The organism is Rivularia sp. PCC 7116, assembly GCF_000316665.1.
Lineage (GTDB): Bacteria > Cyanobacteriota > Cyanobacteriia > Cyanobacteriales > Nostocaceae > Rivularia.
On sequence record NC_019678.1, the window covers coordinates 3,448,737 to 3,461,622 of the forward strand.

The following is a 12,886-nucleotide window of genomic DNA, read 5'->3' on the forward strand; positions in this document are numbered from 1 at the left end:
AAATATAAAACTGCATCGACTTTAAAATCAATTATTTCTTTACACTAATAACGGCAAACGCAGTTGAAAAAACATCTGTAATTTCAAGCCTTTCAGAAAATCATTCGTAATTTACCTATGTATGACAACAAAAAATAATCTCGTATTGGAATGATTCTGTTTACGTTATTAGAATCTTTATAACGGCATAAATTGCATAGCAGAAGATAAAAAGATACAATTCCCTACGAACCTGCGTATTTAACAGTTATTCTACATCTGTAATTAATAAAATATCTCTAATTTTAAGGGTATTATGTGACTTTTTTTAAATCGCCAGGATTAATGTATTTAAATAAACATTCATCAAAAATAATTCAAGTATTAATTAATGCAGCATCATCTGAATTAGAAAAATTTTAAAAGCATAAATACCAATTAATTTGGTGTAGATACGCTAATTAAAATATGTTTTTAGTTGCATATCGAAATTGAATTAGAAACACAGTGTTCGTTGGGATATAAATCGTAATTGCTTTTTATACAGCGATTATTTAGTTAAAAATAATATAAATAATATTTACTTTATGAGTATTTAGTTTGCAGTTCGTAATGTTAAAAATTAAGACAACAATTCTAACAAAAGCAGGGCATAGTGCAGAATATAGGAAGTATAAATATAGACATAGATGGAAAGCCCTCTTCAAGCCCCACCCTTGTGAAACATTGCAAACCATATTGACGATTAAGCTAATGTCGATTAACAATTAACCTGCATAACCGTTCGCAATTAAGGAAAAACTGGCAGTGGTTAACCAGGAAATACCATCTCAGCGTAAAGTCGTAGAAACAGATGTTATCGCAGTTGCTGTTTACACAAATCAAGCCTTGGTAACTCGCCGTGGTGTAGTGGAGCTAAGCGGACAGGAGAAAGAGTTGATAGTCTCCCAACTGCCAGTAACTATTAATACGGAATCGGTACGGGTTAGGGGTAAAGGTAATGTGGCTGTGCGTTTGTTGGGTGTGAATACAGAGCGTATTTACACAACTGAATCGGTAGTGGCACGGGTATCGCAGTTAAATCAACAAATTGAGCAGTTAGAAGCGCAAAAACGGCAATTTCAAGCCCAGATGGATGCTTTGGCGCTACAATCTCGGTTTATCGAAGGTTTGCGAGAGAAAACTGAAGAGCAATTTTCGATTAGCTTGGCGCGTAAAAGCATTAGCTTGAGCGAAACCTTGGATTTAGTCAACTTTCTTGGCAGTCAGTATACAGAATATGCGATCGCGACAGAAGATTACAAAAATCAGCAACGGGAATTACAGAAGCAGTTAGAAGTGTTATACGCTTCTTTGAAAGAAACTAAGTCACCATCGCCCCAGGAAAGTTTTAATTTGACTATAGGAATTGATAGTACTGGTGCGGGAGAATTTGAGTTAGAAGTGTCTTATGTAGTCAATCGCGCTAGTTGGAAACCGCTTTACGATATCCGAGTAGATAGTAAAAGTAAAAACGTCAATTTAGGATACCTAGCGCAGATAATTCAAAGCACCGGCGAAGATTGGACAAATGTAAATTTAACTCTTTCTACAGCCAAACCGGGCAGCGGTACGTTACCACCGAAGTTCAAACCTTGGTATGTTGATATTGAGCAAACTCTAGTAAATCCTCGAAGAGCAAAAAAGTTTGCTGCTGCGCCAATCGCTGCAAAATCTCGCGGCTTTGAGTTTGAAGATGAGAATTTCTCGGGGGAAATTGCAGAGTTAGAAAAGAGAATAGTTGAAGCAGAAGTAACTACAGCAGAAGTATCCCGAGAAGGAAATGTAGTTACTTTTAATTTGGATAGCAACGGAAATATACCTAGCGACGGTGCACCTCATAAAACTACAATTTTTCAAGATGATTATTCTTGTGATTTTAGCTATATAGCAATGCCGCGTTTGGTAAGTTTTGCTTATTTACAAGCCAAAGTTAAAAATAATTCTCATGGTGCAACTTTGTTACCCGGAAAAGCCAATATTTTTCGCGATAATATCTTTGTTGGCACTTCTGAATTAGAAAATACTGTACCGGGTGAAGAATTTAAATTAAATTTGGGAATTGACGAAGGTGTAAAAATTAAACGCGATTTAATTGAGCGTGAAGTAGATAAAAGGTTTATTAGTAATGTTCGCAAAATAACTTATGCATATCGATTGCAGGTTAATAACTTGCTCGATACACAAGCGCAATTAGAGCTTATCGAACAACTGCCAGTTAGTCGCAATGAACAAATAAAAATACGTCTCAACCGTACAAATCCCCAAATTCAACTTGGTGAAATGGGAATCTTAGAATGGAATTTAATTCTTAAACCACAAGAAGAACAAGAAATTTATTATCAATTTACCGTAGAGCATCCACCGCAATTAAAAGTAGTGGGATTAGATATTTGAATTGGGAATGGGGAATAGGGAATAGGGCATTGGGAATTGGTAATTGGTAATTGGTAATTGGTAATTGTTAATAGGGCATAAATTCAACATCATTTCTCCCCTCTCTCCCCCCTCTACCCCCTCTCCCCCTGATTTTTTGCTGCTGCACGCACAACTCGATTCCCGTCGCGGGCTAAAGCTGCGCGTATCTCGGTGGGGGTATTGGGATTTTGAGCGATTGCGTATCTTTCTAACCACGATGAAGAATAAATATTTTGCGCTAATATTTCGCTTGGTGTGGAAGGATTTAAGAAAACGAGCAAGCGGGTAAATATTGGAGTGAAAGAAGTAATACAGTCTGCTAAGTTTTTACCGAGTTTATCTGGAAAACGATTTATCAAAGCTTTGGCTGCTGCTTGTTTAATTTGATTATCTGGCTTTCCTAAAATGGCTAGTTGTTCAAGAATATTCAAAGACGTGTTGGGATGAGAAGCAACAGCGACAACAATTTGATTATCTTTATCTATTGCTAATAGCTCTAACAAACTACTAGGAGTATGGGGATTTTCTGCGACACCCAAACGTACCATACTAATTTTGTCTTCTGCTAACTGCTTGAGCAAATTTTTGTCCGTATTGGGATGACGTGCAACCCCCTGACGTGTTATTACGCATTTACTGTTAGCAAGTTGATTAAGAGTTTGCCCAGATGTGTTGGGATTTTTAAGAATGCTAAGCTCTTCTAAGATGCTTGAGGGAGCGTAAGGATTGTTTATTGCTGCTTCTCTTACCGTTGCATGTTTGTCTTGAATCAGTTGTATAAGAGCTTCGAGGGGAGTTTTGAGATTTTTCGCGACTATGGTACGTACTTCCCAACGATGATGTTTTGCTAACTGTACGAGTGTTTTACTAGAAGTATTGCGATGACGAGCTACAGCAGTACAAACTTTTAAATCGGAAGTTTGCGCTAGACATTGTAAAGTACTATCGGGTGTTTTGGAATTACGGGATAGATTACTTAAGGCAGTTTCTAAAATCGAATTATTTTCTTTATCAACAAGTTGCTCTAAAACGCGAATCGGAGTATTAGGATGCTGTGCGACTCTTTGACGGGTATCATAATTACTACTTTCTGCCATTGCCGTTAATAAGTTTGGATCGTAAACGGCGTATGCTGGCATAATTGGTATACCTTGAGCGCGGGCTGTATTTATATAGTCGTGTATTGTAGTTTTCTGCCCATCAAAACTATTGGTTGCCGGATTATTGGGGTGAGCCGCGATAATTTTACTAATCCAAGCATCATTATTATCTGTAGCTAATTGCTCTAAGGCTTCTGCGGTTGAATTTACGTTTAGCGCTACAGCTTTGCGTACCATGATATCCTCATCGCTAGCTAATCGTAACAACACATCCCCAGGAGTATTGGAATGTGCTGCAACACCCAAACGAATCCGCATCCATTGACTTGTAGAAAGTTGTCTGAGAATATCAACCGATGTGACTGGATTTTCAGTTGCTTCTAATTGGATTTGAAACTGTTGGTGTAAAGTTAAAGGTGTATGGGGATGATAAGAAACCGCTTCTCGTACAATATCGCTAACATCTCCCATTAAATCTTCAACAATTTTTATCGGAGTACGAGGATTTTGAGCAACCATTGCCCGCACTCGACTATAACTATCCCCAGCCAAATTTTCCAAAATTTGTTCCGAAGTGTTGGAACTTTCTGCAATATGCAAACGCACCTCAGCATCAAGGGTTTTTAGCAGATATTCCGGCACCGCACCAATTGCCCAAAGATACATTTCAGATTGGCGATCGCGTGGTAAATTTGTAGTTTGCATTGCCGAGATTGCAGTTTCATGCCATCCCTGCGGCATTTCTCCAGCTAAAGTAACGTGCAACTTCGCAGCTTCAACAACTTCTATATTTTGTACTTTCGTCAATGCCTGCAAAGCGTATAACGGTGTTTTAGAATTCATGGCGATGGTTAATAGCACTTCCACATCATCATGATTGCTGGCTAATTGTAGAAACTGGGGTGAAACCTCATCAATTTTTAACAAAGAAAGCAAGGTAGCAACAGGAATATCAGCGACAAAGTTGGGATTTTCTAGCAGCAGTAAAGAAAACACCGGATTCTCTAATAGCTGCTGGGGAAAATCTGCACCCAACTCGAATAAAATGTCTGTTGGCGTGTTGGGATTACCGGTAATATTTGCCCGAATAATTCTATCCGATTCACTACTCAAATTCCGCAAAAAATCTGGAGCAGTATTTGCATTATTCGCTACAATTCTTGTTAATTCAATATTAATATTTGATAGCTCTTCTAATCGCTGTGGCGAAATATTTTCGCTTGCTGCTTCTTGCCGAAGTTGTGATAAATTCGGGTGTGATAAACGATTAGCCATAGCGAATAATTAATCAATGATATAGAATAAAATGTATATTTTCTGAAGCTGACTATTATATAATTTCTCGTATTTATACAGAATTGGTCAAGAGTAAATATTGCAATACCAATTGTAGTTTTTAACTAAATAAAGTGATGCGAAACACATTTGCATAAGTTTAAAGTATATCGAATTATATAAATATTCTCTGGATTTAGGATTGTTTTCAGTAGCGATACCAACTAAATTTATAAAATATTAGCTATTCCCGTGCTTGGTATGCAGTATTAAATAGTCTGGAAAGAATAAATCGACAAAGAGAAATCAGGAAACTGAGGAAGAAAGCGATATTAGCTAGTTACATCATTAAGGTAAATATATAATCCATTGATGATAGTTACAGCACTTTACAGACAAATAAGGATTTTCCTTATTCTTTATTAAAAATAAACTGTTTTGCTTTTGGAGTCTGAATACAATTTGTCATAATATCTCTTTCTTCTACTGCTGGTGTTGCAATTTACAAAGCAATTATAAAATAGCGCTTTCACGCTTATTGGAATATAAATTAAACCTCACCCCTTCTCTTTCCTTATTAAGGAGAATAGGACGGGGTGAGGTTTCGAGTGTATTAGATTCAACTGAAAAATGCTATCTCTTTGAATTGCTCCGCACGGCGAACAAAGGCATTTGTCCTTTTACAAGCAATTAACCGAACTTAATATCACCAATTACCAATTACCAATTACCAATTCCCTATTCCGTATTTAAACAGATAACAACCGCACAGCTTCCCCAAAAGGAAATTCTTCTAAAGCCAAACCACCCGGAGTCACTACCCATAAAACTGGTAATTCTGGTGCTTTATCGGGAAAATTACCGTACCCATCAGTCAAATAAACGCATACTCCCTGGGTTTGCCCATCCCATGTTTGAGCAACTTTATCAAAGAAAGGTACAAATGACGTACCGCCGCCACCTTGGGGCTTCGGCGGCATGGAATCGGCATTAATTTCGTAAGGTCCGTAAACTTCAGCATCAACGTAATAAAACTCACATTTGATATGTGGGTAAGAACTTAAAATACCCTGCACTTCCGAGAAAAACAAACCTAACAATTTTGTATCAATTGAGCCACTGGTATCCAAAGCCAGGTAAACGCGAATCGATTCCCCTTGCAAACTTTCTAGATACAGCCTGCGTCCAATAAAGCGCCTATCAAAGCCAGAAAAATCAGTAGGAGTTTGTACTAAATATCGCCAAAGGTAAGAGCGCCAATCAATTTGAGCAGAATTTAAAGTTTCTAATTCTCGCTCTACTCCTCCCCCAAGACTACCTTTATTCGCAGTGCGAGCCACAGTAGCAGCTTGCTGCATCGCATTCCGCCAATGAGCTTCCATTGTGGCTTTTTTAGCTTGGGACATACTATCCCCTGTTGGGGAATTATTTGGAGAACTTTGTCCTTTCCCTTCCTTATCTTCGCCTTCCTGACTTTCTCCTTGACTACCTTGTTGTTGGGAACCACCAGCATCTTCTGGTGGGCTATCAAGTAAATCTGGATTGGTTAATTGTGGGGCATTATCGGCATCTTGAAGCAGAATTTCATAAACTTCTTCAACACTTAAATTTTCTAAATTAACTTCTCTTAAAGTTCCTTCGGGTAACTCAAAACCATGAGCCGCAATCATACCGTTGATTACAATATCAGCAGCAATATTCCACAACTGAGCATCTCTCACACCCCGACGCGGTACATGAAGCAGCGCTGCATGAAGCACTTCGTGTAGTAAAACCCCATCAAGTTGTTTTGGTGGCAAAGATAACAAAAACTCTACATTATAAAAAATATCTTTACCATCAGTTGCCGCAGTTGGTAATTTTTCTGTAGGAACAAAACGAGCAAACATCGCCAAAGTTGCGAAAAAAGGCGATTTTGTTTGCAAGCGTAACAAAGACGCGCTGATACTTTTTTGAATATCTTCAGTCATGATAAAGAGTTAGGAATAAGTAAGGTTAAAGGTTAAAAGTCAAAGGTCAAAGGTGAGGAGTTAAAAGTCACTAGTTAAGAGTTAAGAATTAAGAATTACTAACAGCATTAACAGTTAATAATAAAAACTTGACTGACTGCATTTATTCAGGTGAAAGCATAAATTTAACTAACATTTACCTTTAACCTTTAACCTTTGACCTGTTTAAGGTTTCTGCGATTCTAGATACTCTTGCAGTAGTTTCTTGAATTCTGGTTCTTTACTTAATAAATTAGCTAAAACTCCTCGCTTGCCTTTACTTTCCATAGTTCGCGATAAGTCAACAGCAAAAAGTCTTACCCATTCGTTTGCTGCAACTTGATTTAACCAGTTGAAGGCATTAAGGGCTTGATTTGCATTCTCGGCACGTACTGTTAAGCCAATTACCGTTGCATATCTGACACTAGGTTCTTTAGGAAATTGAATGCTTTCGCCTTTACCTGACAAAATCGCAATCAAATTAGGTAGATTTTCGTACATCGAAATGTATGAAGAAAACTCAGTTGCAGCAGCAGTACCAACTGCTGGATTAATGTCTAAACCGGCAAAATGTAACGCACTTGCCATTACCCAAGAACGAGGAGAAGGCCAAGCTGGCTGTTGGGGGTCGATTTTATGCAATAAAGTTGTACGGAAAGAAAGAAAAGCGATTATCTGCTCGTGTACTCCTTTATCTAAAGCAAAAGCTTTGAAGCTGTCAAAATCTGGCTGTACTTCCAGATGCAAAAATCTATTTGCTAAAGGTGAAGGCATATCAAATACAGCAGCACGATCTTCTTTGCGGTTCCCTGCTGCCCATACATACCAACCATCCGGAACTTCGTAGGAACCTACACAGCGGTCTAAAATTAGCTGTTGCGCTACTCCCTGCATTGCCGGAGGAGCCATATTCAATTCATCAAGGAATAATATACCTTTACCTTTACGAGGCAAAAATTCCGGTGGAAACCATTTAGAAATACCGCTCTCGGCAACCGGCAAACCCCGTAAATCAGTAGGTGCTAACTGAGATAGCCGTACATCTACAAAATCAATGTCGCTTTCTTTTGCTAATTGACCAACAATACTAGACTTTCCAATACCGGGAGGTCCCCAAATCATCGTACTGATTTGAATATTATTAGTTAGGAGCTGCTCTAAAAATACTTTGAGTTCGCTGGGAGTCATAAGATTTCAGTTAGGAGTTAGTGGTTAGTAGTTAAGAGTTAGTAGTTAGTAGTTAGTAGTTAGTGGTTAGGAGTTAGTTGTTGAGAATAAAGATTTTTTCTCCCCCCTCTACCCCCTCTCTCCTCTCTTCCTCAAGGAGCGCTTTGCAGATTTGGAAACAACGGGGTCTTCATCCTCGGCAAGATGTTCTAAAATTTCTACAGGAGTGTCTGCATGTCTGGCGACAAATAGTCTTTCGGTTTCGACAACACTGGTAGAAAATTCTTCTAATAACCTCTGCCGCAATTGAGGTGGGCTGTTAGGATGCTGTACTATATACCAGTCGTATCGGAAGAATTGCGTGAGTTGCTCTAATGCTGTTGCAGGGGTGTTGGGGTTTTGAGCAATAAACGAACGTAAATGCCAATCTTTAATTAAAATTTCTAAAATATCCCCAGGCGTTTGAGGATTTTGAGCCACAGCTTGACGCACTTCCAATCGCCAATCTTCAGCCAGTTTTTTCAAAATGTGGGGAGGAGTGTTAATATTTTTTGCCACACCATAACGCACATCTTTGGATGTATCTTTGGCAAGTTCTTCTAAAATCCTGGATGGAGTGCGAAAATTTGAGGCAATCCACGGGCGTAATTCCGGCGAACTTTTAGCCCACTGCGTCAAAATAGACACTGGTGCCTGGTTGTGCTGGGCTACATATTTGCGAACAGATAAACGCTCATCCAATGCCAAACGCCACAATACTTTTTGCAAAGTACTGCTTGAAGTATTCGGATGACGCGCTAACAACAAGTCATGAAACGGAGTGCTACCCAATATATCCAAGACATAGCCTGGAGTATTGGCATTTCTTGCTACAGCAGCCTGTATATCTCCCCGGCTATCCATTGCCAATTCTTGAAGTGTAGATGCAGGGGTATTTGGATTTTCAGCTACAAACTGCCGTAGTTCCAAATTATTTGCCGCTAGTACAAGTAAATGCGCTGGTGTATTGGGATGCCTTGCCACCATTTGACGCACTCTTTCGTTGGGATGTTCTGCCATTTCCTCTAACCAACTGCTGGGAATGTGAGGATTTTGGGGCAGAAAATTCATCGTATGTACCCGATAATCCATTGCCAATTCGATTATCAGATGCTTTGTTAAATCGGAACGTTTTGCGATCGCGTTCTTAACTTTGGTGTAAGGTACCTTAATTAATGCTTGGAGAACATTTAGCGGCGTGTTGGGATTTTTGGCAATACTAGTTTCAATAGCTACCCTTAAATTCCAGTTCGGTTCTGGATTTTCCACTAAAATTTCCAAAACCCTGACAGGAATTTTTGGATATGTAGCCAGATGCAAACGAACCGAACCCGCACCATGTTGAGCTAACTTTTCCAAAACTGTTTGCGATACATCTTTGCGTTGTGCAATACATAAACCCAATTCTGGATCGTACCTACTCTTAATTGCCAGTTGTACCAGAACTTGTTCTGAAGCATGTTTGTGTTTGGCTACAGCTTCCAATACCAAAGAATTGGCATGCATTGCCGCACAAGCTAAGAACCATTCTGGTGCATCATCCTGTTTTAACAGTTTTAACAAAGACCAATATGATATATCTGTTGCTAAATTGGGATTTTCTAACATTAATAGGGATAAAACCGGATTCGAGAAAAATTGTTGAGGAAAATCCCCCGCTAATTTCAACAGTACGTCAGTTGGTGTATTGGGATTTTTTGCCACACCTTCACGAGTAACCTTATCTTCACTCGATGCCAACTCCCCTAATAAATCCGGTTCTGCGCTGGGATTTGTAGCTACTAACCTTGCAAGTTCTACACTTTCATAAGCAAGAATTCTCAGCTTATTTGGTGGAGTCGTTTCGTCAGCTGCAAGTTGTTCTGGGGTTGGGTACATGAGTGCTAACCTACCTCTTGCTTAGATGTATTATTTTATTCTGTTATTTATAGTAATTTCTAGTAAAAAAGCTACATTTTTATGCTTAGTAGTAAATTACTTTGACTATAGAAAATTAAGAGTTATTTAAGTTACTTTAATAAAATAATTATCTTTAAATTACTTAGATAAATAGACTCAATTGTCACGTTTGAATAGCTAAATCGAAATTGTACAAAGTTTATATAAAGAAAATTATAGGTAAGTTTAGCCAGCATAAATTTGATAATGACTTGTCGCATACAAAGTGTTTATGGATACTTATAATATTTACGAAAAACAAGTATTCATATTTCTTTTTCTCCTTTTTTTTTTTAATCAATCAGTCAACTATTGATGTAATTTGAATTATTTTTAACATCTTCTATATTCTCGCTTAGGAATAAATTCCCAAGCTAATATACAAAGTCGTCTAAAGACGACTGGGAAAAGGTTTGAGTTTTCAGTGCGTTTTAACGCACTTAGCTTATGAGCCTTTAACCTAGTCCCCAGGCTTAACCTGGTTCCCAGTCTGAGCCTGGGAACTAGCTTTTAGAGGCTCTGCCTCCGATTATTGCAATTGGTGCAAGATGTGAAATCAATCAGTCTTAAAGTAAGGATTTGAAAAGAAGCGGAGGAAGAATTTTGATTAGCTATTTTTTCCTATTAGCTATCAGCCAACCTACAGCAGTAAAGAATAAAGTTGCTGCAATGCTGATAAATAAAGAAGCGTAAAACGGATGTAGTGGTTTATTAAAAGATAAATTTAAATCTACAGGTTGGTTGATTTTCTCGATATGTTGCACAATTATACCGGAAATAATTGCACCACCACCAAGCCCAATACCGAGTATTTGTACTGTGTTATTGAGAGAGCGATCGCGTGCGGTTAATCATTCTTATTTACCAAACGCAATAAAAACCTAAACAATAAAATAAACAACTAAAAAAACAACTATGACATTCCGCGAAGAGTTTAAATTACTATTACGCGCTCGCTACTCCTTAATTTACATTCCTACTCACGAAGAAGAGCGTTTAGAAGCCGTAATTAGAGAAGAAGCAGCCAAACAAGGTAATCGTCAGGTATACACTTGGGATTTTGTAGATGGTTATCAAGGTAATCCTAACGACGAGGGTTTTGGAAGACGCAACCCATTACAAGCTTTAGAATTTGTAGAAAAGTTACACGCCTCCGCACCGGCTGTATTAATTCTTCGGGATTTTCATCGGTTTTTAGATGATGTAGCCATTTCCCGCAAACTCCGCAATTTAGCACGCTTACTAAAATCGCAACCAAAAAATATTGTTTTACTCTCGCCACGGGTTGCCATTCCCGACGATTTAGCTGAAGTGCTGACAGTGGTAGAATTCGCTTTACCCAACAGTACAGAAATCCAAACCGAAATCGAAAAACTATTAACCGCGACTAATAATTCTCTACCAAATCAAGTTTTAAATGAATTAGTGCGGGCAGCCAGAGGCTTGAGTATGGAGAGAATTCGCCGGGTTTTGTCCAGAGCGATCGCTGCACGTGGAGAATTACAATCGGATGACGTGGAATTAGTTTTACAGGAAAAGCGTCAAACCATCCGCCAAACTCAAATCCTCGATTTTATTCCCGCCACAGAACAAATTTCTGACATTGGTGGATTGGATAACCTCAAAGATTGGTTATTAAGAAGAGGCGGTGGTTTCAGCGAAAAAGCCAGACAATACGGTTTACCCCATCCTCGCGGTTTGCTATTAGTAGGAATTCAAGGTACCGGTAAATCATTAACCGCTAAAGCCATAGCCCATCACTGGCATTTACCTTTACTACGTTTGGATGTAGGAAGATTGTTTGGCGGTTTAGTCGGTGAATCGGAATCCCGCACCCGTCAAATGATACAGGTATCCGAAGCCCTTGCACCTTGCATTTTGTGGATAGATGAAATAGATAAAGCATTTTCCGGGCTTGGTAGCAAAGGCGACGGAGGAACCACTAGTAGAGTATTCGGTACCTTTATCACCTGGATGGCAGAAAAAACTTCACCCGTATTTGTAGTTGCCACAGCCAATGAGATTCAAGAATTACCGCCAGAATTACTACGTAAAGGTAGATTTGATGAAATATTCTTTGTCGGTTTACCCATCCAAGAAGAAAGAAAAGCCATTTTTAACGTGCATTTATCGCGATTGCGCCCCCACAATATTAAAGAATACGACATTGACAGATTAGCCTACGAAACACCCGATTTTTCCGGCGCGGAAATTGAGCAAACATTAATTGAAGCCATGCACATTGGCTTCAGCCAAAACCGCGATTTTACTACAGACGATATTTTAGAAGCTGCCAGTCAGATTATACCTTTAGCCAGAACTGCTCAAGAAAAAATCGAGCAGCTACGTCAATGGGCTGCTTCAGGAAGGGCACGTCTAGCCTCAAAGCACAACCCCTTGAACGATAGGATTCAAAGACAGTTGCAGTAAGAATAAAATTTGAAGAGCTAGGAATTGAAGGGACGGAAGTTTAATTTTCCCTTTCATTTCCTCTCTCCTAGGTTTACATGCTTAATGCTTTTATAATTATTTATTTCAATAAAATAACAACTAGTAGCAAGTAATAACTATCACATATTTACTCGGATATTTTGTGATACTATTGCGTAAGTTTTCCGGTCTAGTTTTTGTTATCTAAAGAATTATTTTGCAGTAATATACTGTATTTCTTGAAGTGGGAATCTGGGTCGTAAGTTACAATTTCTTTCATGAATAATATTTACGTCTCGGGTTCTCAAAAATCAGATTTCTTTATCAAAGTTTAATTTGTTCAACTTATAATCTTTATAAAAACTGATTTTATTGATAGTAAGTATTGTGCGATACTCACTCTAGATATAAATAGTAATGCATAGTCAATTATATGTATCATGATTTAATTAGTATAAAGTTTTTAATAACTAATTTATTTTTAACTATTTTCTGAACTAGTAATAACATCTT

General features: G+C 38.3%; 7 protein-coding genes. 2 read left to right on the plus strand and 5 right to left on the minus strand.

Going from position 1 to position 12,886, the window contains the following annotated elements:
• Positions 1 to 786 precede the first annotated feature (786 nt).
• On the plus strand, positions 787 to 2,415 hold the full coding sequence (locus RIV7116_RS13540; protein ID WP_015118864.1) for a mucoidy inhibitor MuiA family protein: 1,629 nt from the start codon (positions 787 to 789) through the stop codon (positions 2,413 to 2,415).
• Between the two features lie 113 nt (positions 2,416 to 2,528).
• On the opposite strand, the gene RIV7116_RS13545 is transcribed toward RIV7116_RS13540, so the two are convergent.
• From RIV7116_RS13545 to RIV7116_RS36445, 5 genes are all read right to left on the minus strand, one after another.
• Positions 2,529 to 4,811: a hypothetical protein gene (locus tag RIV7116_RS13545; RefSeq protein WP_015118865.1), complete on the minus strand. Its 2,283-nt coding sequence runs from the start codon at positions 4,809 to 4,811 to the stop codon at positions 2,529 to 2,531.
• Positions 4,812 to 5,560: 749 nt separating this feature from the next.
• The gene (locus RIV7116_RS13550; RefSeq protein WP_015118866.1) at positions 5,561 to 6,781 is read right to left on the minus strand and encodes a VWA-like domain-containing protein; all 1,221 of its coding nucleotides are present in this window, start codon (positions 6,779 to 6,781) and stop codon (positions 5,561 to 5,563) included.
• Between the two features lie 204 nt (positions 6,782 to 6,985).
• Positions 6,986 to 7,987 carry an AAA family ATPase gene (locus tag RIV7116_RS13555; RefSeq protein WP_015118867.1) on the minus strand — a complete coding sequence of 334 codons (1,002 nt, stop codon included), beginning with the start codon at positions 7,985 to 7,987 and terminating at the stop codon, positions 6,986 to 6,988.
• 108 nt (positions 7,988 to 8,095) lie between these two features.
• The gene (locus RIV7116_RS13560; protein WP_015118868.1) at positions 8,096 to 9,883 is read right to left on the minus strand and encodes a hypothetical protein; all 1,788 of its coding nucleotides are present in this window, start codon (positions 9,881 to 9,883) and stop codon (positions 8,096 to 8,098) included.
• A 671-nt stretch (positions 9,884 to 10,554) separates the two neighbouring features.
• Entirely contained in the window at positions 10,555 to 10,707 is a 153-nt protein-coding gene (locus RIV7116_RS36445) for a hypothetical protein (protein WP_198287588.1), read from the minus strand.
• A gap of 151 nt (positions 10,708 to 10,858) precedes the next feature.
• Here RIV7116_RS36445 and RIV7116_RS13565 point away from each other — a divergent pair, with 151 nt between their 5' ends.
• Positions 10,859 to 12,373: an AAA family ATPase gene (locus RIV7116_RS13565; protein WP_015118869.1), complete on the plus strand. Its 1,515-nt coding sequence runs from the start codon at positions 10,859 to 10,861 to the stop codon at positions 12,371 to 12,373.
• Positions 12,374 to 12,886: the final 513 nt, after the last annotated feature.

What these genes read in the sequence shown, in the direction of transcription:
- RIV7116_RS13545 (WP_015118865.1), bottom strand. Translation starts at nt 4,811, where the DNA reads ATGGCTAATCGTTTATCACACCCGAATTTATCACAACTTCGGCAAGAA.
- RIV7116_RS13550 (WP_015118866.1), bottom strand. Translation starts at nt 6,781, where the DNA reads ATGACTGAAGATATTCAAAAAAGTATCAGCGCGTCTTTGTTACGCTTG.
- RIV7116_RS13555 (WP_015118867.1), bottom strand. Translation starts at nt 7,987, where the DNA reads ATGACTCCCAGCGAACTCAAAGTATTTTTAGAGCAGCTCCTAACTAAT.
- RIV7116_RS13560 (WP_015118868.1), bottom strand. Translation starts at nt 9,883, where the DNA reads ATGTACCCAACCCCAGAACAACTTGCAGCTGACGAAACGACTCCACCA.
- RIV7116_RS13565 (WP_015118869.1), top strand. Translation starts at nt 10,859, where the DNA reads ATGACATTCCGCGAAGAGTTTAAATTACTATTACGCGCTCGCTACTCC.